Source organism: Micromonospora yangpuensis (genome assembly GCF_900091615.1).
GTDB lineage: Bacteria > Actinomycetota > Actinomycetes > Mycobacteriales > Micromonosporaceae > Micromonospora > Micromonospora yangpuensis.
In genome coordinates this window covers 5,327,781-5,349,502 of sequence record NZ_FMIA01000002.1, presented here as the reverse complement: position 1 = coordinate 5,349,502, position 21,722 = coordinate 5,327,781, and the positions used below count along the sequence as shown (strand labels likewise).

At 72.9% G+C, this 21,722-nt stretch carries 14 protein-coding genes and 1 pseudogene; 14 read left to right on the top strand and 1 reads right to left on the bottom strand.

Annotated elements, in window-relative coordinates; genetic code table 11:
- The first annotated feature begins 3 nt into the window (after positions 1–3).
- From lysA to prfA, 10 genes and pseudogenes are all read left to right on the top strand, one after another.
- On the top strand, positions 4–1,389 hold the full coding sequence (gene lysA, locus GA0070617_RS24130; RefSeq protein ID WP_091443045.1) for a diaminopimelate decarboxylase: 1,386 nt from the start codon (positions 4–6) through the stop codon (positions 1,387–1,389).
- A gap of 8 nt (positions 1,390–1,397) precedes the next feature.
- The gene (locus tag GA0070617_RS24125) at positions 1,398–2,708 is read left to right on the top strand and encodes a homoserine dehydrogenase (RefSeq protein WP_175440814.1); all 1,311 of its coding nucleotides are present in this window, start codon (positions 1,398–1,400) and stop codon (positions 2,706–2,708) included.
- Between the two features lie 204 nt (positions 2,709–2,912).
- Positions 2,913–3,962 (top strand): threonine synthase, encoded by a 1,050-nt coding sequence (gene thrC, locus GA0070617_RS24120; protein ID WP_091443039.1) that lies wholly within the window; start codon positions 2,913–2,915, stop codon positions 3,960–3,962.
- Between the two features lie 428 nt (positions 3,963–4,390).
- Positions 4,391–7,804, top strand: coding sequence for an efflux RND transporter permease subunit (locus tag GA0070617_RS24115; protein WP_091443035.1), 3,414 nt, complete (start codon positions 4,391–4,393; stop codon positions 7,802–7,804).
- 140 nt (positions 7,805–7,944) lie between these two features.
- Positions 7,945–8,784 (top strand): polysaccharide deacetylase family protein, encoded by an 840-nt coding sequence (locus GA0070617_RS24110; RefSeq protein WP_091443032.1) that lies wholly within the window; start codon positions 7,945–7,947, stop codon positions 8,782–8,784.
- An 11-nt stretch (positions 8,785–8,795) separates the two neighbouring features.
- Positions 8,796–10,028: pseudogene (locus GA0070617_RS24105) on the top strand (MFS transporter); the annotation flags it as partial.
- Positions 10,029–10,278: 250 nt separating this feature from the next.
- The gene (thrB, locus tag GA0070617_RS24100) at positions 10,279–11,223 is read left to right on the top strand and encodes a homoserine kinase (protein WP_091443030.1); all 945 of its coding nucleotides are present in this window, start codon (positions 10,279–10,281) and stop codon (positions 11,221–11,223) included.
- A 291-nt stretch (positions 11,224–11,514) separates the two neighbouring features.
- On the top strand, positions 11,515–13,629 hold the full coding sequence (gene rho, locus GA0070617_RS24095) for a transcription termination factor Rho (RefSeq protein WP_091443026.1): 2,115 nt from the start codon (positions 11,515–11,517) through the stop codon (positions 13,627–13,629).
- A 318-nt stretch (positions 13,630–13,947) separates the two neighbouring features.
- On the top strand, positions 13,948–14,172 hold the full coding sequence (gene rpmE / locus GA0070617_RS24090; protein ID WP_091443022.1) for a 50S ribosomal protein L31: 225 nt from the start codon (positions 13,948–13,950) through the stop codon (positions 14,170–14,172).
- 205 nt (positions 14,173–14,377) lie between these two features.
- Positions 14,378–15,466 (top strand): peptide chain release factor 1, encoded by a 1,089-nt coding sequence (gene prfA / locus GA0070617_RS24085; RefSeq protein WP_091443018.1) that lies wholly within the window; start codon positions 14,378–14,380, stop codon positions 15,464–15,466.
- A 49-nt stretch (positions 15,467–15,515) separates the two neighbouring features.
- On the opposite strand, the gene GA0070617_RS24080 is transcribed toward prfA, so the two are convergent.
- A complete protein-coding gene (locus tag GA0070617_RS24080) occupies positions 15,516–17,069 on the bottom strand; it encodes a GGDEF domain-containing protein (protein WP_091443015.1) in 1,554 nt (517 codons plus the stop codon).
- 107 nt (positions 17,070–17,176) lie between these two features.
- On the opposite strand from GA0070617_RS24080, the gene prmC reads away from it, so the two are divergent.
- The 4 genes from prmC (at position 17,177) to GA0070617_RS24060 (ending at position 21,612) form a co-directional block, all read left to right on the top strand.
- Positions 17,177–18,091 carry a peptide chain release factor N(5)-glutamine methyltransferase gene (gene prmC, locus GA0070617_RS24075; RefSeq protein ID WP_091443012.1) on the top strand — a complete coding sequence of 305 codons (915 nt, stop codon included), beginning with the start codon at positions 17,177–17,179 and terminating at the stop codon, positions 18,089–18,091.
- A complete protein-coding gene (locus GA0070617_RS24070; RefSeq protein WP_091447215.1) occupies positions 18,091–18,738 on the top strand; it encodes an L-threonylcarbamoyladenylate synthase in 648 nt (215 codons plus the stop codon). Before prmC ends, GA0070617_RS24070 begins: the two co-directional genes overlap by 1 nt.
- A complete protein-coding gene (locus tag GA0070617_RS24065) occupies positions 18,738–19,349 on the top strand; it encodes an arsenate reductase/protein-tyrosine-phosphatase family protein (protein ID WP_091443010.1) in 612 nt (203 codons plus the stop codon). The genes GA0070617_RS24070 and GA0070617_RS24065 overlap by 1 nt, the downstream gene beginning before the upstream one ends.
- Before the next feature lie 148 nt (positions 19,350–19,497).
- Entirely contained in the window at positions 19,498–21,612 is a 2,115-nt protein-coding gene (locus GA0070617_RS24060) for a transglycosylase domain-containing protein (protein ID WP_091447212.1), read from the top strand.
- Positions 21,613–21,722: the final 110 nt, after the last annotated feature.

Below are 21,722 nucleotides of genomic sequence, written 5' to 3'. Positions count from 1 at the left end.
CTGATGCGGGCACACGAGGCCGGCGCGCTGCACGGTGACCTCGGCAACTCGGGGCCGCCGTGGCTGCGTACCCCGGGCGACGTCAACGACCTGGTGGCGCGACTGTGGCCGGGCAACGTGGCGCGGGCCGCCGACGGCGCGCTCGCCGTCGCGGGCCTGGGCGTCCGGGAGATCGCCGCCGAGTTCGGCACCCCGGTGTACGTGCTGGACGAGGACGACCTGCGCAGCCGCTGCCGGGACTTCCGGGCTGCCTTCCCGACCGAGGACGTCTACTACGCGGGCAAGGCGTTCCTCTGCCGGGCGGTGGTCCGGATGATCGCCGAGGAGGGCCTCTTCCTCGACGTCTGCACCGGCGGTGAGCTGGCCACCGCGCTGGCCGCCGGGATGCCGGCCGAGCGGATCGGCTTCCACGGCAACAACAAGTCGGTGGCCGAGCTGACCCGGGCGCTGGACGCCGGGGTGGGCCGGATCATCCTCGACTCGTTCACCGAGATCGACCGGCTCAGCGCGCTGGCCCGGGAGCGGGACGTGCGGCCCAAGGTGCTGATCCGGGTCACCGTCGGGGTGGAGGCGCACACCCACGAGTTCATCGCCACCGCCCACGAGGACCAGAAGTTCGGCTTCTCCCTGGCCGGCGGGGCGGCGATCGCGGCGGCGCTGCGCATTCTCGACGAGGACGTGCTGGAGCTGCGCGGTCTGCACTCGCACATCGGCTCGCAGATCTTCGACACCAGCGGGTTCGAGGTCTCCGCCCGGCGGGTGCTCGCCCTGCAGGCCCAGATCCGCGACGCCCGTGGGGTGGAGCTGCCCGAGCTGGACCTCGGTGGCGGCTTCGGCATCGCGTACACCACCCAGGACGACCCGTCGCCCCCGGCCGACCTGGCCAAACGGCTCCGCAAGATCGTCGACGGGGAGTGCGCGGCGGAACGGCTCGCGGTGCCGCACCTGTCCATCGAGCCGGGCCGGGCCATCGTCGGGCCGGCCGTGTTCACCCTCTACGAGGTGGGCACGGTCAAGGACGTCGACGGGATCCGGACCTACGTCAGCGTGGACGGGGGGATGAGCGACAACATCCGGACCGCGCTCTACGACGCCTCGTACTCGGCGACCCTGGCCTCCCGGGCCTCCACCGCCCCGCCGCTGCTGGCCCGCGTGGTGGGAAAGCATTGTGAGTCCGGGGACATCGTGGTGAAGGATGAATTCCTGCCCGCCGACGTACAGCCCGGAGATCTTGTCGCGGTGCCCGGCACCGGTGCCTACTGCCGGAGCATGGCCAGCAACTACAACCATGTTCCCCGCCCGCCGGTGGTCGCGGTCCGCGACGGCCGGGCCCGGCTGATCGTCCGGCGGGAGACCGAAGAAGACCTGCTCGCATTGGATGTGGGATGACGTCACCTGTGCGCCTGGCCCTGCTCGGCTGTGGCACCGTCGGCAGCGAGGTGGTCCGCCTGCTGCACGCCCAGTCGGCCGACCTCGCGGCGCGGATCGGCGCCCCCCTGGAGATCGCCGGCATCGCCGTACGCCGCTTCGGCCGGGACCGGGGCGACCTGCCGGTCGACCCGGCCCTGTTCACCACCGACCCGCTCAGCCTGATCAAGTCCGACGACGTGGACGTCGTGGTCGAGATGGTGGGCGGGATCGAGCCGGCGCGGACCTGGCTGGTGGAGGCGCTGCGGGCCGGCAAGAGCGTGGTCACCGCCAACAAGGCCCTGCTGGCCGAGGACGGCGGGGCGTTGCACGACGCCGCCGCCGAGGGCGGTGCCGACCTCTACTACGAGGCCTCCGTGGCCGGCGCGATCCCGCTGCTGCGGCCGCTGCGTGAGTCGCTGCACGGGGACCGGATCAACCGGGTCACCGGCATCGTCAACGGCACCACCAACTTCATCCTCTCCGCGATGGACGCCACCGGCGCCGGGTTCGCCGAGGCCCTGGAGGAGGCGACCGAGCTCGGGTACGCCGAGGCCGACCCGACCGCCGACGTGGAGGGTTTCGACGCGGCGGCCAAGGCGGCCATCCTGGCCTCGTTGGCCTTCCACACCCGGGTCGGCGCGGCCGACGTGCACCGGGAGGGCATCACCGAGGTGACCGCCTCGGACATGGCCAGCGCCAAGGCGATGGGCTGCACCATCAAGCTGCTCTGCATCGCCGCCCGGGGCGTCGACCCGCAGGGCGGCGAGACGGTGAGCGTCCGGGTGCACCCGGCGATGATCCCGCTGAGCCACCCGCTGGCCAGCGTCGGTGACGCGTTCAACGCGGTCTTCGTCGAGGCCGAGGCGGCCGGCCAGTTGATGTTCTACGGCCGGGGCGCCGGTGGGGCGCCGACGGCCAGCGCCGTCCTCGGCGACGTGGTCGCGGTCGCCCGCAACCGGCTCGCCGGGGCCCGCGCGGCCAGCGAGTCGGCGTACGCCGACCTGTCGGTCCGGCCGATGGGCGAGGCGCTCACCCGCTACCACATCAGCCTCGACGTGGCCGACCGGCCGGGCGTGCTGGCCGCGGTGGCCGGCGTCTTCGCCCGGCACGACGTGTCGATCGCGACCGTGCGGCAGGGCTCGGCGGAGGCCGGCAGCGGCCGGAGCGAGGACGCCGACCTGGTCATCGTCACGCACGTGGCACCGGACGCGGCGCTCGCCGCGACCGTGGGTGAGCTGCGTGGTCTGGACACCGTCCGCTCGGTCACCAGCGTGCTGCGGGTCGAGGGCGCGGTGTGACGCGTCCGGGCCGGCGCGCCGGGTGCCGTCGGGCAGCCAGCGCGCCGGCGCGGACCAGTGGGGGAGCACCGGACGTGCTCCGGTGGTACGGGCGGGACGTCCCGCCAGGTGGGTCACGGCGGGTGTGACCGAGGTCGGTCGGGGTGGCTGGGCCACCCTGGAGAGGGCCCCCGGTTCCGGGGGCGACTAGGCGAGGAGAGCGACATGTGGCGGGGTCTGATCGAGGCGTACCGGGACCGGCTGCCGGTCACCGACGCCACGCCCGTCGTCACCCTGCACGAGGGGAACACCCCGTTGCTGCCGGCACCGGTGCTCTCCGCGCGGCTCGGCTGCGACGTCTACCTGAAGGTCGAGGGGGCGAACCCGACCGGCTCGTTCAAGGACCGGGGGATGACGCTTGCCGTCTCCAAGGCGGTCGGTGCCGGCGACAAGGCGATCATCTGCGCCTCGACCGGTAACACCAGCGCCTCCGCCGCGGCGTATGCGGCCCGGGCCGGGATCACCTGCGCGGTGCTGGTGCCGCAGGGCAAGATCGCGCTGGGCAAGCTGGCCCAGGCGCTGGTGCACGGCGCGAAACTGCTCCAGGTGCAGGGCAACTTCGACGACTGCCTGGCGCTGGCCGGCAAGCTCGCCCAGGACTACCCGGTGGCCCTGGTCAACTCGGTGAACCCCGACCGGCTGCACGGCCAGAAGACCGCCGCCTTCGAGATCGTCGAGGCACTCGGCGACGCGCCGGACATCCACTGCCTGCCGGTCGGCAACGCCGGCAACATCTCCGCCTACTGGATGGGCTACTCCGAGGACCTCCGGGCCGGCAACGCCACCCGGACCCCGAAGATGTACGGCTTCCAGGCCGCCGGTGCCGCCCCGATCGTCACCGGCCAGGTGGTGCCCGAGCCGTCCACGATCGCCACCGCGATCCGGATCGGCAACCCGGCGAGCTGGACCCTGGCGGCCGACGCCCGGGACGCCTCCGGCGGGCTGATCGCGGCGGTCACCGACCGGGAGATCCTCACCGCGTACCGGCTGCTCGCCCGGGAGGTGGGCGCCTTCGTCGAGCTCGGCAGCGCGGCCAGCGTCGCCGGTCTGCTCCAGCAGGCGGCGGCCGGGATGGTGCCGGCCGGCTCGACGGTGGTCTGCACGGTCACCGGCCACGGCCTCAAGGACCCGGAGTGGGCGATCTCCACCGCACCGGCCCCGATCACCATCGCCAACGACCCGCTCTCCGCCGCCCGCTCCCTAGACCTCGCCTGAGGTGTAAGGAAGGGCCCCCGCTTAACGCCTACGGTAGAGCGGGGCGCCCTTCTCACCACCGTCACCCCCACGCCACCCGGGCCGGCGGTCACGACGGTCGGTGCGGCGGCGCGGGCGGCTTTCGCCCCGTCCGGCGGGCGCGGGCCCGTGGACCGAACCGGGTCGGGCACCCTGTCGCGTCGCCGCCGGCACCGCGTCGGGTCCTGCGAGCTGCCTTCGGCACCGCGCCGCACCCTCCGCCCATCCGCCAGGGTGCGCAGGCGCGTCGACTGGGCCGCGTCGCGCATCCGGCGGCGGGGCGCAGGCACGTCGACCCGGGCAGCGTGGGGGTGACCGCGTCGGGCACACTGCTCATGCCGACCAGGGCCCGCTGTCACCCCAGCCTTCTTCCCGTCGAATCAGTCTCTCTCCAGGAGTGAGCCACGCCGATGTCGCTGCTCGCCAGATTCAGCCTCGCCAACCGAGGGCTGGTAGCCCTCATCGCGGTGGTGACCACGGCATTCGGATTGTTCGCCGTGCCGTCGCTCAAGCAGCAGCTCCTGCCGTCGCTGGAGTTCCCGGCCGCGTTCATCGTGGCCGGCTATCCCGGTGCTGGTCCGGAGATCGTGGAATCGCAGGTCACCGAGCCGATCGAGAACAGTCTCCAGGGGATCGCCGGCCTGGAGGAGATCACTTCGACCTCGCGCGAGGGCCTGACCACCGTCCAGGTGACGTTCGCCTTCGGCACCGACCTGGACGACGTGGTCAACAAGATGCAGACCGCGTTGAGCCGGATCGACGCGCAACTGCCGGCCGACGTGGACCCGCAGGTCATCGCGGGCAGCACCGACGACCTGCCGGCCATGGTGATCGCGGCGGCCACCGGCTCCGACGAGCGGGCCCTGGCGGGCCGGCTGCGCGACACGGTCGTACCGGAGCTGGAGTCGATCGACGGGGTACGGACCGTCGAGGTGACCGGTGACCGCGACGACGTCGTGGTGATCACCCCGGATCCGGCCAAGCTCGCCAAGGCCAAGCTCGCCCCGACCGCGATCGGCACGGCGTTGAAGACCAACGGCGTGGCGGTGCCGGCCGGCGCGGTCAGCGACGGGGCGCGGTCGTTGACCGTGCAGGTGGGTGCCCCGATCACCACCCTGGACGAACTGCGCGGGATCGCCCTCGTACCGTCGGACTCGAAGGCCGCCCCGGTCAAGCTCGGCGACGTGGCCACGGTGGAGCAGCAGCTCGCGCCGCCCACCGCGATCACCCGTACCAACGGGCAGGACAGCCTGGGTATCGCGGTCACCGCGGCTCCCGACGGCAACGCGGTGGCGATCTCCCACGAGATCCGCGACCGGCTCACCGAGCTGGAGACCGCCGCCGGTGCCGACCTGACGGTGATCTTCGACCAGGCCCCGTTCGTGGAGAAGTCCATCGAGACGTTGAGCACCGAGGGTCTGCTGGGTCTGGTGATGGCGGTCATCGTCATCCTGGTCTTCCTGCTGTCGATCCGCTCCACCGTGGTCACCGCGGTGTCGATCCCGTTGTCGGTGCTGGTGGCGCTGCTCGCGTTGTGGATCGGGGACTACTCGCTGAACCTGCTCACCCTCGGCGCGCTGACCATCGCGGTCGGGCGGGTGGTGGACGACTCGATCGTGGTGCTGGAGAACATCAAACGCCACCTGGAGTACGGCGAGGAGAAGCGCGAGGCGATCCTCGGCGCGGTCCGGGAGGTCGCCGGTGCGGTGACCGCGTCCACGTTGACCACGGTGGCGGTCTTCGCCCCCGTCGCGCTCGTCGGCGGTTTCGTCGGGCAGCTCTTCGCGCCGTTCGCGATCACCGTCACGGTGGCCCTGCTCGCCTCGCTGCTGGTCTCGCTGACCGTGATCCCGGTGCTGGCGTACTGGTTCCTGAAGCCACCGGCCGTCTCCGACGAGCAGGCCCGCCGGGCCGCCGAGGCCAGGGAGCTGCGCAACCCGCTGCAGCGGGCGTACCTGCCGGTCATCGACTTCGCCACCCGGACCCGACGGACCCGGTGGATCACGGTGGGGGTGGGGCTGGTCGTGCTCGCCGGCACCTTCGGGCTCTCCCGGCAGCTGGAGACCAACTTCCTGGACGACTCCGGCCAGGACACCCTGAACATCACCCAGCAGCTGCCGGCGGGCACCGGGCTGGCCGGCACCGACCAGGCCGCCCGCCAGGTCGAGGCGGTGCTGGCGCGTACCGACGGGGTGGAGAGTTACCAGGTCACCGCCGGCGGCGGGGACAACCCGTTCGCCGGGGGCGGGGGCAACGAGACCGCCTCCTACTCGGTGGCGCTGGACGGCGAGACCGACGCCGCAGAGCTGCGCGAGAAACTGCGTCGGGAGCTCGACGGTCTGGGCGACGGCGTCGGTGAGATCACCTTCGGCGGTGGTCAGGGCGGGGCCGTCGCCAACGAGATCCGGGTGATCGTCCAGGCTCCGGACCCGGAGGTGCTGGCGCGGGCCGCCGAGGAGGCCCGGCGGGTGATGGCCGAGACGCCCGAGGTGGCCGATGTCTCCACCAGCCTGGCCGAGCGGGTCCCGCGGGTGGAGGTCGTCGTCGACCGGATCGCGGCGGCCCGGGCCGGGCTCACCGAGGCGGCGGTCGGCCAGCTCGTCGCCCAGGTCTACCGGGGCACCCCGCTGGGGCAGGTCTCGGTCGACGGCGCACAGCGCGTCGTGGTGCTCGCCGGTACCGGCAAGCCGCCGTTGACCGTCGAGGAGCTGCGGGCTCTGCGGGTCGGCCCGGTCACCCTCGACGACATCGCCGAGATCAGACAGTCCGAGGGGCCGCAGCAGATCACCCGGATCGACGGGGACCGCAGCGTCTCGGTCACCGGCACCGCGACCGGGTCCAACCTCGGCGCGACCAGCCAGGAGCTGCGCGACCGGCTGGACGGCCTCGACGTGCCGGGGGCGACGTTCACCCTGGGCGGGGTGAGCGCCGACCAGGAGGAGGCCTTCGCCGACCTGGGACTGGCGGTGCTGGCCGCGATCGCGATCGTCTTCCTGATCATGGTGGCGACGTTCCGGAGTCTGGTCCAGGCGCTGATCCTGCTGATCTCCGTACCGTTCGCGGCGATCGGGGCGATCGGGCTGCTCCTGGTGACCGGTACCCCGCTGGGGGTGCCGGCGCTGATCGGCGTGCTGATGCTGGTCGGCATCGTGGTGACCAACGCGATCGTGCTGCTGGATCTGATCAACCAGTACCGGGAGCAGGGGATGGGGATCCGGGAGGCGGTGGTCGAGGGTGGCCGGCGCCGGCTGCGTCCGATCCTGATGACCGCGGTCGCCACGATCTTCGCGCTGCTGCCGATGGCCTTCGGGCTCACCGGTGAGGGTGGTTTCATCTCCCGACCGCTGGCGATCGTGGTGATCGGTGGTCTGCTCAGCTCGACGTTGCTGACCCTGGTCCTGGTGCCGACGCTGTACGCGATGGCCGAGCACACCAAGGAGTCGTGGCGGGTCCGTCGCGCCGGCGCCGCCGCGGCCGGAGCAGACCCCGACGGTTCCGCCGGAGCGACGCCGCGCGAGCCGGTCACCGTCGGGGCGGACGCCGGACGGTCGACCGGGCGGGACTCCACCGGGCCGGCCGCCGGGGGCACCGCGGGCAAGGGCACCGCGGGCGGGACCACCGCCGCGAAGGGCACCGCGGGTGGGACCACCGCGGGCGGGACCACCGCCGCCGGGGGCACTGCCGGCGGGGCCACCGCCGAGCGGGAGGCCGACGCGCCGGTCACCCGACCCGCCCCCTCGGGCGCCCTGGTCGACGGTACGGACCAGTTCGAGGTGTTGCGGCTGCCGAAGAGCCGGCGTTCGCCGCTGCCGCCCGCCGAATGATCTCTATCCGGTAGTGAAACGCCCTGGTGGGAGCCCCGCCGGGGCGTTTCACTGTCCGGTCTTGTCGATACCGGTCGACCCATCCCGCGTGTACTCTGAGTAAGTAGAAATGTACTCAGAGTCGTGATCGGGGTGTTCACGTGGGTCAGGAGCGGGCCGGCGCCGGTGCCACCGGCCGGTGGCACCGGCGCGCTGTGCTGCGGCGGGCCGCGCTCCTCGCCGGGGGGACCGCGGTCGGTGCGGTGGCGACCGCGGAGGGCATCCGGGTGGCCGATCGGCACCACCCGCTGCCGGACGGGGCGGCCAGCACCACCCTGGGCAACCGCCGGCAGGACGTCGGCTCCGGCCGGCTCTCCATCGTCTGGGCGGGTGCTCCGCGGGACGACCTGGTCGCGTTGACCTTCGACGACGGGCCCGCGCCACAGTGGACCCCGATGGTGCTGGACATCCTCGATCGGTACGCCGTACCGGCCACCTTCTTCCTGGTCGGCCAACGCGTCGAACGCCACGGCGACCTGCTGCGGGGCCGGTTGACCGGTCACGACGTGGGCAACCACAGCTGGGCGCACCGGGACCTGGCCCGCCTCGACGCCGCCGGGGTGCACGACGACCTGCGCCGCAGCCACGACGTGATCACCGAGGTCGCTGGGGCGCCGCCCCGGCTGTTCCGACCGCCGTACGGGCATCTCGGCGGCGCGGTGCTGCACGCCGCCGTCCGGCTGGACTACCGGTTGGTGCTCTGGTCGCTGCAGATGCGTGAGCGGGAGTTCCCCGACGACCCCACCGGACACGCCCGGCGGATCCTGGCCGACGTCCGGCCCGGCACCATCCTGCTGGCGCACGACGTCGGCGTCGCCGACCGGCTGGTGGCGTTGCATGGCCTACCGACCCTGATCACCGGCCTGCGGGAGCGGGGCTTCACCTTCGTCACGGTGTCGCGGTTGCTGCAGAACGACGCCCGGTCGGCGGGTGCCGGGTAGGGTACGGGCACGTGGCTTCCACGTGGTCGGTCCTCACCGGGAACCGGAACTTCCGTCATCTATTCCTGGCCCAGATGGTGGTCTTCGGTGCCGACTGGTTCCTGATGGTGCCCCTGCTCGTGCTCCTGCCCGACCTGACCGGCAGCGGGGTGTGGGGCGCGTTGGTGCTGGCCGTGGACACCGGGGTGGTGGCGCTGCTGTTGCCGTACACCGGCACCGTGGCGGATCGGCTGGACCGCAAGCGCGTCATGATGGTGGCCAACGGCGCGGCCCTGCTCGGGACGCTGCTGCTGCTCGGGGTGAACAGCGCCGGGACGGCCTGGTTGGCGATGCTCGGCATCGGCGTGATCGCGGTGGCGAAGGCCTTCTACTCGCCGGCCGCCCAGGCGGCGCTGCCCAATGTGCTCGACCCCGGTGAACTCGCCGCCGGCAACGCGGTAGCCGGTTCCGCCTGGGGGACCATGACCGTCGTCGGTGCCTCCCTCGGCGGGCTGCTCAGTGCCTGGGTCGGCCCGTACGCCTGCTTCTGGGTGGCCGCCGTCGGCCTGGCGCTGGCGGCCGGCCTCGCCGCGCTCATCCGCCGTCCCCTCCAGGCGCCCCGCGACAACGCCGTACCCGCCCAGCGCACCTGGGCGGCGATCCGGGAGGCGTTGGGCTACATCGGACACCGGCCCCGGGTGTTGGCGCTGGTCACCGTGAAGTCCGCGGTCGGCCTGGGCAACGGGGTGCTTACCGTGTTCCCCCTCCTGGCCGGGGTGTACGGCGTCGGCGCGGCCGGCACCGGCCTGCTGTTCGCGGTGCGCGGCGCGGGGGCGCTGGTCGGGCCGATCCTGATGCGACGGGTGCTGACCAGACGGTCCTGGCTGCTCACCGGGCTCGCCCTGTCCATGTCGCTGTACGGGTTGGCCTACCTGGGCACCTCGGTGGTCTCCTGGTTTCCGCTGGTGCTGGTCCTGGTCTTCGTGGCGCACTTCGCCGGCGGCAGCAACTGGGTGATGTCGAACTACGCCCTGCAGGGTGAGGTGCCCGACCGGCTGCGTGGGCGGGTCTTCGCCACCGACATGATGTTGGCCACCCTGGCCATCTCGGTCAGTCAGCTGGTGGTCGCCTCGGTGGTCGACCTGGTGGACGAGCGGGTGGTCCTCGCCGGCTGTGGCCTGGTCACCGTGGTCTACGCGGTCGGCTGGCGGATCGCCACCCGACGGCTCTCCCTCGCCGACCCGGCCGCCGGCACCGATCCCGTGCCGTCGGACGGGCCCGCGCCGCCGGCTGATCCCGCGCCGCCGGCTGATCCCGCGCCGCCGGCTGATCCCGCGCCGTCGGACGGGCCCGCGCCGCCGGCTGATCCCGCGCCGCCGGAGATGCCCGCGCCGTCGGCTGATCCCGTGCTGTCGGACCGGCCCGTGCTGTCGGACCGTACCGGTTCGTCGGCTGATCCCGCGTCGTCTGCCGGCCGGAGCTCGCCGGGTCGGCGGTGAGCCATAGCATGAGGCCGTGCCGACGACATTCGAAACCGGGCCGGTCCGGGTCCGCGTCCCCGCCACCAGCGCCAACCTGGGGCCTGGCTTCGACGCCCTGGGGCTGGCCCTGGGGCGGTACGACGACGTGGCCGCACAGGTGTCGGCCGGTGGGGTGCGGGTGACGGTGACCGGTGAGGGCGCCGGTGACCTGCCGGACGACGAGCGGCACCTGGTGGTCCGCGCCATGCGGGCCGCCTTCGACGTGCTCGGCGGTCAGCCGTCGGGGCTGACCGTGGAGTGTGTCAACCGGATCCCGCAGGCCCGTGGGCTGGGCTCCTCGTCGGCGGCGATCGTCGCCGGGGTGCAGCTGGCCCGGGCCCTGGTGGTCGACGGTACGACGACGATGGACGAGGCCGCGGCGCTGCGCCTGGCCGCCGAGATCGAGGGCCATCCGGACAATGTCGCGCCGTGCCTGCTGGGCGGGTTCACCGTGGCCTGGACCGAGCCGTCCGGGGCGCGGGCGGTCTCGCTGCCGGTCGCCGAGGGCGTCGCACCTACCGTTTTCGTGCCGACCCGGCAGGGACTGACCGCCGAGGCCCGGGCCGCGTTGCCGGCCACCGTGCCGCACGGCGACGCCGCGCTGACCGCCGGGCGGGCCGCGCTGCTGGTTCACGCCCTGACCGCCGAGCCGGGTCTGCTGCTGCCGGCCACCGTCGACCGGCTGCACCAGCAGTACCGTGCCGCCGGCATGCCCGAGACGTACGCCCTGGTCAGCGCCTTGCGTGCGGCGGATGTGGCGGCTGTGGTCAGTGGGGCCGGGCCGACCGTGCTGGCCTTCACCGACCCCGGTACGGGCTTCGACCCGGGAATGGATTGCCAGATCTGGCGGTTGCCGATAGACGTCAGCGGTGCCACCCTCGGCCGGGGTAGACTTGGACACGCCGAGCGGGACCCTGTTGCCGCAGGTCGGAAGAGTTGATTACGCTCTAGGCCTAGCACAGCCGCGAAGCATGCGATCTCCTGCGGGTCGGCGCACCCCCGAAGCTCTCGGCGGTCAGCCCGTCACCCCTGCCAAAGGCCACGCCGCGCCGCAGTTTCCACAGGTCGTTGCAGGCGGCGCTGCCTGCCCACCGAGTTTGGTGGGCCGGTAAACCGACCGGCTGCTGTGTCACAGACTCCCGCGACGCGTCATGCGAGGCGGGTGCACCGAGGCCGCCCGGCCACCTGGTTTCGACTCCGGGCAGTCCGGCCTATCGAGGGAAGGATTCCATTGAGCGACACCACCGACGTGACGTCGGATGTTTCCAACGTCGCTGGCGATGCCACCACCGCCGCCGCCCCCACCCGTCGTCGGCGCAGCGGTACCGGCCTGTCCGCGATGCTGCTGCCGGAGCTGCAGAGCCTGGCCGCGTCGCTCGGCATCTCCGGTACGGCTCGCATGCGCAAGGGCGAGCTGATCAGCGCGATCACCGAGCGGCAGGGCGGATCGGCGGCGGGGACCCCTCGACCACGGGCTGAGGTCGCGGCTGCCGCCGGCACCGGCGTCCGTGAGGAGGTCCACGCCGAGGTGCGGGAGACCGCGCCGCGTCCGGCCACCGAGCAGGCACCGGCGGAGCCCGCCCCGGTCGTGACCGAGGGACGGGCCCGGACCCGTCGGAGCCGGGCCACCGCCGCGGAGGCTCGACCCACCGAGGTACGCACCGACGAGGTGCGGACCGCCGAGCCGGCGGGTGAGCCGGCGGAGCGTACCGAGAACCGGGCCGAGCGCCCCGAGCGGTCGGAACGTGCCGACCGGGGTGAGCGTGGCGAGCGGGCCGACCGTGGCGAGCGCGCCGACCGTGAGCGGGCCGACCGTGGCGAGCGCGCGGAGCGGGGTGACCGTGGCGACCGCAACGAGCGGGGCGACCGGGGTGACCGTAACGACCGGAGCGACCGTAACGACCGGGGTGACCGGGCCGAGCGCTCCGACCGTAACGAGCGGGCCGAGCGCAACGAGCGGTCCGACCGGGACCGTAACGACCGGGACCGTAACGACCGGGACCGTAACGACCGGGACCGCAACGACCGGGACCGCAACAACGACCGGGACCGTGGCGACCGTGGGGCGCGTGCCGACCGGGACAACGACAACGACGACGACGACGGCGGCGGCCGTCGGGGTCGGCGCAGCCGCTTCCGCGACCGTCGTCGCGGCCGTGGCGACCGGGCCGAGGGCGGCACCGACGGCGGCCGTGAGCCGCAGGTCAGCGACGACGACGTGCTCGTTCCGGTGGCCGGCATCATCGACGTGCTGGACAACTACGCCTTCGTCCGGACCACCGGCTACCTGGCCGGTCCGAACGACGTCTACGTCTCGATGTCGCAGATCAAGAAGTACGGCCTGCGGCGGGGCGACGCGATCACCGGCGCGGTCCGCGCGGCCCGCGACGGCGAGCAGCGGCGGGACAAGTACAACCCGCTGGTCCGGCTGGACACGGTCAACGGCATGGAGCCCGAGGAGGCCCGGCACCGGCCCGAGTTCTACAAGCTGACCCCGCTGTACCCGCAGGAGCGGCTGCGGCTGGAGACCGAGCCGCACATCCTCACCACCCGGGTCATCGACCTGGTCACGCCGATCGGCAAGGGGCAGCGGGCGCTGATCATGTCGCCGCCCAAGGCCGGTAAGACCATGGTGTTGCAGGCGATCGCCAACGCGATCACCCACAACAACCCGGAGTGCCACCTGATGGTGGTGTTGATCGACGAGCGGCCCGAAGAGGTCACCGACATGCAGCGCTCGGTCAAGGGCGAGGTCGTCGCGGCCACCTTCGACCGTCCGCCGCAGGACCACACCACGGTCGCCGAGCTGGCCATCGAGCGGGCCAAGCGCCTGGTCGAGCTGGGCCACGACGTGGTCGTACTGCTCGACTCGGTGACCCGGCTCGGGCGGTCGTACAACCTGGCGGCGCCGGCCAGCGGCCGGATCATGTCCGGTGGTATCGACTCGACCGCGCTCTACCCGCCGAAGCGTTTCCTCGGTGCGGCCCGCAACATCGAGAACGGCGGCTCGCTGACCATCCTGGCCACCGCGCTGGTGGAAACCGGTTCGGTGATGGACACGGTCATCTTCGAGGAGTTCAAGGGCACCGGCAACGCGGAGCTGAAGCTGGACCGGAAGATCGCCGACAAGCGGGTCTTCCCGGCCATCGACATCCACACCTCCGGTACCCGTAAGGAGGAGATCCTGCTCGCGCCGGAGGAGCTGGCCATCACCCACAAGCTCCGCAAGGTCCTGCACTCGCTGGACTCGCAGGCGTCGCTGGACCTGCTGCTGGACCGCCTCAAGCAGTCCCGTACCAACATCGAGTTCCTGATGCAGATCGCCAAGTCCACCCCCGGCGAGTGACCTGTCCGTTCCCACCCCGTCTGGTGTGATCGTGCCCCCACGGGCGCGGCGTGGTCGGTCGTGCCCTCGCGGGCGCGGTGACCACCGTCCCGGTGAAGTTGCCGGGCCCGGCGGGGTGGGGACGGGACGGTGGTGGGAATGCGGGAACAAGGGCGTGCGTTGGAGCAGCCGGAACAGTCGTGTGGCCCGGTCGACGGGTCGGCGTACGCCCATGGCACACTGGTCAATCGGCCACCGGTTCCGGTTCACGCCCGTTCCCGATCATGCTCGGGGCAGCGCGGGCGACCCGGCGACCAACGATGAAAGGACCGAGGCGACATGAAAGCCAACATTCACCCGCAGTACGTGACCACCGAGGTCTCCTGCTCCTGCGGCAACTCCTTCACGACCCGCAGCACCGCCAAGGGCGGCTCGATCCACGTCGAGACCTGCAGCGCCTGCCACCCGTTCTACACCGGTAAGCAGCGCGTTCTCGACACCGCGGGCCGGGTCGCGAAGTTCCAGCAGAAGTACGCCAAGGTTCAGGCCAAGAAGGACAAGTAGCCCCACCGACGACGCCCGCGTCCGGCTCACCGCCGGACGCGGGCGTTCGTCCGTTTCACCGGGCCCGCCGTCCCCGCCGTCCCCGCCGGCCCTGCCGGTCCGTCGCGTCGTCCCTGTCCGCTGCGGCCCCGCCGGTCCGTCGTCTCCTGTCTGTCCGTCGCCTCCCGTCTGTCCGCCGTGTTGTCGTCGAAGGAGCACCCCCGTCATGAGCAGTGAGCGCCTGACCGCCCTCCTCGACGAGTACGCCGAGTTGGAGAAGCGGCTGGCCGACCCGGGGCTGCACACCGACCAGAACACCGCCCGGCGGGTCGGTCGCCGCTACGCCGAGCTGGTGCCGTTGCACAAGGCCGCCGGTGAGCTGGAGCAGGCGCGGGCCGACCTGGCCGCGGCCCGGGAGTTGGCCGCCGAGGACCCCACCTTCGCCGCCGAGACCGAGGCCATCGCGGCGACCCTGCCGGCGCTGGAGGAACGCCTCGCCGAGCTGCTGATCCCCCGGGACCCGCACGACGCCAAGGACGTCATCGTCGAGATCAAGGCGGGCGAGGGCGGTGAGGAGTCGGCGTTGTTCGCCGGCGACCTGCTGCGGATGTACACCCGGTACGCCGAGCGGCACGGTTGGGTCACCGAGGTGATCGACGCCCAGGACTCCGACCTCGGCGGGGTGAAGGACGTCTCGTTGGCGATCAAGACCCGGGGCGTGCCGGACGGTGGCAACGGCGTGTGGTCCCGGCTCAAGTGGGAGGGTGGCGTGCACCGGGTGCAACGCGTACCGGTCACCGAGTCGCAGGGACGCATCCACACCAGCGCCGCCGGGGTGCTGGTGCTCCCCGAGGCCGAGGACGTCGACGTCACCATCGACCCGAACGAGCTGCGGATCGACGTCTTCCGCTCCTCGGGGCCGGGCGGCCAGTCGGTGAACACCACGGACTCGGCGGTCCGCATCACCCACGTGCCCACCGGCATCGTGGTCTCCTGCCAGAACGAGAAGTCCCAGCTCCAGAACCGCGAGCAGGCGATGCGGATCCTGCGGGCCCGGCTGTTGGCCGCCGCCCAGGAGCAGGCCGACGCGGCGGCCTCGGACGCCCGGAAGGCCCAGGTGCGTACGATGGACCGCTCGGAGCGCATCCGCACCTACAACTTTCCGCAGAACCGGATCACCGACCACCGGATCGGCTACACCGCGTACAACCTGGACCTGACGCTCGCCGGTGAACTGGACGGCGTACTCGACGCCCTGGCCGACGCCGACCGGACCGCCCGCCTGGCCGGCGGCACCGACCTGGCCCGACGCTGAGGCCGGGCCCGGGCGCCCACCTGGCCGGGCCGGGTCCGGTGGATGCGCGTCAGGAGTCGGGTAGGCGCTTCCCGGCGGGCGGCACCGCCCGCCCGGCGGCCTCGAACGCGGTGTGCAGGGCCTCGCGTAGGCCGGGCCCGGCACCTCCGCTGACCGGCGCGAACCCGACGCTGACCCCGACCGGGGTGCCGGGCACCAGGGACTCCCAGTCCTCGGCCCGCACGGCCGCGTCGATCCGGCGGCCCACCTCGGCCGCCGCGGTCATCCCCGCGCCGGGCAACACCACCACGAACTCGTCCCCGCCGTAGCGGGCCACGAAATCACCGCGCCGCATCACCCGGTTGATCACTCCGGCGACCCGTTGCAGCACCAGGTCACCGGAGTGGTGGCCGTGCCGGGCGTTGACCGCCGCGAAACCGTCGAGGTCGCAGACCCCGATCACCACCCGTTCGCCCCGGGTGACGGTGGCGGCGATGTACCGCTCCAACCGGCGTCGGTTGGGCAGCCCGGTCAGCGGGTCGGTCAACGCCTCACCCTCGTACCGGGCGGCCTCGCGGCGCATCTCCTCGTGGTCGATGCGGGCGGCGACGCCGTCGATGTAGACGTCGCGCAGCCGGTCGTTGCGCTGGGCGGCGAGCCGGAACGCCAACCGGTCGGCCCGGTGTGCCGCCGCGTGGTCGCCGGCTCCGGCGAGCGCGATGCTGCGCAGCCGGGCCGATTCGGCGGCACCGAGCGTCTCGTGCGAGATCCGGACCCGGTCCAGCCAGGTCACCGCCTCGATCGGGCGGCCGTCGGCGACGGCCAGGCAGACCTGACCGAGCTGACGCATGTCCCGGGCCCGGGCGCTGTCCCCGCCGTGGCCGAGCAGCCGGGCCGCGTCACCCTCCGCGCCCGCAGCGACCGGGTCACCGAGGGCGACCCGTCGGGCGGCGGCGTAGCCGTAGGCGGCCAGGCTGCTCGGGCGCAACTGCCCCGCCCGGCCGACCCGGCGGTACTGGTCGAGGTCGATGGCGATGTCCCGGAGCACCCGCAGGCAGCCGTCGCTGTCGCCGTTGTGGTCCAGGGCGACCGCGTTGCGCAGCCGGATCCCCGGCGCGGCGAAGGTCTCCTCGGGTATGCCGACCGCCGTGCCGAGCTGCCGGGCCCGTTCGATCGCGCCCAGTGCGTACCCGTGGAAACCGAGGTAGGAGTAGGCCATCGCGAGGTCGTGCCAGCCCCAGGCGGTGTCCCGGTCCTCCTCGTCGACCGCGCCGAGCGCCCGGGCCGCCCGGACCAGGTGGACCACGCACCGGTCCAGCGCGCCCTGGTGCTGGGCGGCGAGGGCGGCGAGGGCGTTCAGATGCCCGTGCAGGTAGGGCTCGGCGAGGTCGCGGACCGCACCGGAGGCCTCCTCGATGGCCCGGGTGAACTCCGCCGTACGACCGAGATTGATCACCGCGGAGAGGCGTTGCACCAGGGCGTCCGTCCGGGCGTACGGGTCGGCGGTGGTGCGGATCACCCGGTCCAGGAGGCGGTACGCCTCGGCCGAGCAACTTGCTTCCTGCAAGGAGCGGGCCTGCCGCAGAGCGTCAACCTGGTCGGTGACCCGGTCGAGCCAGCCCACCCGTACCCCTCTCGTCGACGCGTGCCCGCGCGCATCGTTGGCCGATGACGCGCCGGACCCATCATGATTATCCAGTGACCACCGGTCTTGGACACCCCCCGAGGGGTATGGAACCGCAACGACCTTCCGTGGCGGTGGCCCGGGTGGCCCGCGAACTGGCCCGCGCCGGCGTGGCGTCGGCCCGCGTCGAGGCGGAGCTGCTCGTCGCCCACGTGCTCGGGGTGCCCCGGGGACGGCTGGCGTTGGCCGACCCGCTCGCCGCCGAGCAGACCGCCCACCTGGCGGACCTGGTACGCCGTCGGGCCACCCGGGAGCCGTTGCAGCACCTGACGGGCCGGGCCGCCTTCCGGTACCTGGACCTGCGCGTCGGACCGGGGGTGTTCGTCCCCCGACCGGAGACCGAACTGCTCGCCGGCTGGGGCGTCGAACAGGCCCGACGTACGGAGAATCCGCTGGTCGTGGACCTGTGCAGCGGGTCCGGGGCGATCGCGTTGGCGGTCGCCGGTGAGGTGCCGCAGGCCCGGGTGGTGGCCGTCGAGCGGTCCCCGGCCGCGCTGGACTGGCTGCGCCGCAACGTGGCCGACCGGGTCGCCGCGGGGGACCGGCCGGTCGAGGTGGTGGTCGCCGACGTCACCGATCCGCAGCTGCTGGCCGGGCTCACCGGCCGGGTGGACGTGCTGCTCTGCAACCCGCCGTACGTGCCCCGTCGGGTGGTCGTACCGGAGGAGGTGGCCGGGCACGATCCGGACGAGGCGGTGTTCGGCGGCGCGGACGGACTGTCGGTGATCCGACCGGTGGTCGCGGCGGCGGCGCGGTTGCTGCGGACCGGCGGGACGCTGGGCCTGGAACACGACGACACGCACGGTACGACGGTGCCGGAGCTGCTCGCCGCCGATGGCCGCTTCGCCGCCGTCGTCGACCATCCGGACCTGACCGGGCGCCCCCGGTTCGTCACCGCGTCCCGCCGATCGGACGCCTGTCACGCCGCAGGTGGCACGGCGTGGCAGACTGGCTCCTCGTGATGCTCTACGACTGCCGGTCGCCCGCCGATCGGGACCGCGGCATCGCCGCGGCCATCGAGGCGGTCAAGAACGGCGAACTGGTAGTCCTGCCCACCGACACCGTCTACGGCATCGGCGCCGACGCGTTCACGCCGTACGCGGTCAAGGCCCTGCTCGACGCCAAGGGTCGGGGCCGGCAGATGCCGCCACCGGTGCTGATCGGGTCCCGGCACACCCTCGACGGACTCGTCTTCACGCTGCCCCAGGCGGCCCGCGACCTGGTCGAGGCGTTCTGGCCGGGGGCGCTGACCATCGTGATCGAGCACTCGCCCAGTCTGCAGTGGGACCTCGGGGAGAAGACCGGCACCGTCGCGGTCCGGATGCCGCTGCACCCGGTCGCGCTGGAGGTGCTGCGGGAGACCGGTCCGATGGCGGTCTCCTCGGCCAACCGCACCGGCGAGCCGGCCGCGGTCACCGCCGAGCAGGCCCGCACCCAGCTCAGCTATTCGGTGCGGGCGTACCTGGAGGCCGGGCCGTGTCCGGATCCGGTGCCGAGCACGATCGTGGACCTGACCGGTGAGGTGCCACAGGTGCTGCGCCAGGGCGCGATCCCGCTGGAGAAGCTGCGCGACGTGGTGCCGGACATCGTCGAGAGCCGGGTGGGCTAGTGCCCCCGTTCACCGTCCTGCACGTCTGCATGGGCAACATCTGCCGTTCCCCGATGGCCGAGCGGCTGTTGGCCCGCTCGGTGCGGGAGCGGCTGACCCGGCTGGGCCTCGACCCGCAGCGCGCCGACGAGCTGGTGCACAGCCACAGCGCCGGCACCGGCGGATGGCACGCCGGTGAGGAGATGAACCCGCCCGCGGCCCGTCAGGTCGTCTCCCGGGGCGGTGACGTCGAGGGCTTCGCCGCCCGCAAGCTGCGTTCCGACCAGATCGACGCGGCGGATCTCGTCCTGACCGCCACCGGTGACCAGCAGGACTACGTGGTCGCCCTGCGCCCCGACGCGCAGGCGCGCACCTTCGTGCTCGGTGAGTTCGGTCGGTTGCTGGCCACGGCGGAGCTGGCCGGGCCGCCGCCGACCGAGGTCACCGGAGACTCGGTGTACGCCCGGGGCGTCGCCCTGGTCGAGGCGGTGCACCGGGCCCGGCAGGGCGCGGCCGCGCTGCCCACCGACGACCTGGACGACCCGTGGGGCCGTGGCGACCAGTGCTTCCAGCGGATCGGCGACGAGATCGAGGAGACCGTGCGGCCGTTGGCCGCCCTCCTGCTGCCCTGACGGGTCTCCCGCCGACCGGGACCGGGTTGTTCGGACGTCCCCCGAAAGCGGCCACCTTGCGAGTTTTATCCGGATTGGCGGAGTTCCCGGGTTCTTCCCGGTCATGCTGAACGGGTCCGAGCGTGACCGGCTCCTGCGGGGGAAGCTGATGACCCGAACCCGTCTCGACAAGGTGTTCACCGTATCGATCGCCGGGGTACTGGCCGGCCTGGCGTTGGCCGTCGCGGCCCTGCCGGCCGCCCTGGTCTTCGGGCTGGGCGTGCGGGCGGTCATCGGGCCGTACGCCGATCTGCCCAACTCGTTGCGGACGCCGCCCACCGCGCAGCGTTCCAACCTGTACGCCAACGACGGGGTGACCCTGATCACCTCGTTCTACACCGAGAACCGGGTGGACGTCCGGCTGCCCGAGGTGGCCCCGATCCTGGCCCAGGCGGTGGTGGCCGCCGAGGACCTGCGGTTCTACCAGCACCGAGGGGTCGACGTACGGGCCGTGGTGCGGGCCTTCACCGCCAACCAGCGCGATGGGGAGCCCCGGCAGGGCGCCTCCACGCTGACCATGCAGTACGTCCGCAACGTGCTCGCCAGTGACCCGCGGCTGACCGAGGAGCAGCGGGCCGCCGCCACCGAGATCAGCACCGGCCGCAAGGTCCAGGAGATGCGGTACGCCCTGGCGTTGGAGCGGGAACTGAGCAAGGACGAGATCCTCACCCGCTACCTGAACATCGCGTACTTCGGCTCCGGCGCGTACGGGGTCGCCGCGGCCAGCCGACGGTACTTCTCCAAGTCGCCCCGGCAGCTCACCCTCGCCGAGGCGGCCCTGCTGGCGGGTCTGCTGCGCTCACCGGACACCGACGACCCGATCGGCGGGGACGCCGACGCGGCCCTGGAACGCCGGTCGTACGTGCTCGGCCAACTGGTCGCCGCCGGGCAGGTGAGCGCCGCCGACGCGGACCGGGCCCGGTCCGAGCCCCTGCTGCTGCGTCCCACCGAGACGCCGAACGACTGCACGGCGGTGCCCGAGGAACGCAACGACTGGGGGTACTTCTGCGACTGGTTCACCCGTTGGTGGAGCGACCAGCCGGCGTTCGGGGCCACCGCCGACGAGCGGCAGCGCGCCCTGCGCCGGGGTGGCTTCCGGATCGTCAGCTCCCTCGACCCGACGGTGCAGGCCAACACCCAGGCCGAGGTGCTGCGGGTCTACGGCGTCGACGACCCGCGGACCGCGCCGACGGCGGTGGTCGAGCCGGGCACCGGCCGGGTGCTGGCCATGGCGGTGAACCGGCGGTACAGCGTGGCGGAGAACCCGCCGGGGCAGCAGAACCGCCCGAACACCGTCAACCAGTTGGTGGCCGGCGGCGGCGACATCGACGGGTACCAGGCCGGCTCGACGTTCAAGCTCTTCACCATGCTCGCCGCCCTGGAGTCCGGGCTGCCCCTGCGGACCAGCTTCGACGCGCCTAGCCAACTCGTCACCAGGTGGACCATCACCGGACCGAACAGCTGCGGCGGTCGCTGGTGTCCGGTGAACGCCAACCCGGCGGAGCAGAACGGCTACCGGACCATGTGGGACGCCTTCGGGCGCTCGGTCAACACGTACTTCGCCTGGCTGGCCGAGCAGGTAGGCGCCGACCGGGTGGTCGAGATGGCCGAGCGGCTCGGCATCGTGCTGCGGGCCGACGGCGACGCCCGGCTGGCCCGGTACGGTGCGAAGGACTGGGGACCGTTCACCCTGGGCGTCGCCGCGACCACCCCGCTGGACCTGGCGGGGGCCTACGCCACGGTGGCCGCCGAGGGCAGGTACTGCAAACCGACCCCGGTGCTGGCGATCAACGACAGCGTCGGCCGGCCGGTCGACGCCGCCCGACCGGACTGTCGTCAGGTGCTCGACACCGACGTGGCCCGGGCGGCCGTCGACGCCGCCCGCTGCCCGGTCGGCGACCAGTCCATGTACGGCGCCTGCACCGGAGGCACCGCCGCGCTGCTCCGGGCCCGGCTGGGTCGACCCGTCGCCGGCAAGACCGGCAGCTCCGAGGGGTACGGCACGGAGACCGTGGTCGCCTTCACCCCGCAGCTCGCGGTGGCCTCGATGGCCGCCAACCCCGACGACCCGCGCGACAAGGTGGGCCAGGCCGTCCAGGCCCAACTGGTCGACGTGGTGACCCAGGTGCTGGGCACCACCCTGCGCGACCAACCGGTGCAGGACTTCGTCCCGCCCAGCGAGACGATCGCCAACCAGGTCACCGGCCCCCGAGCCGGCAACTGACCCGCCCCCCGCCGCGCCGCCCCCCGCCGCGCCGCGCCGCGGGCCGCCGCGCTGCCGCCACGCCTGGCGGCGCGGCGGGCCCCCGGTTTGCAGGGGGCCCTTCCTATACC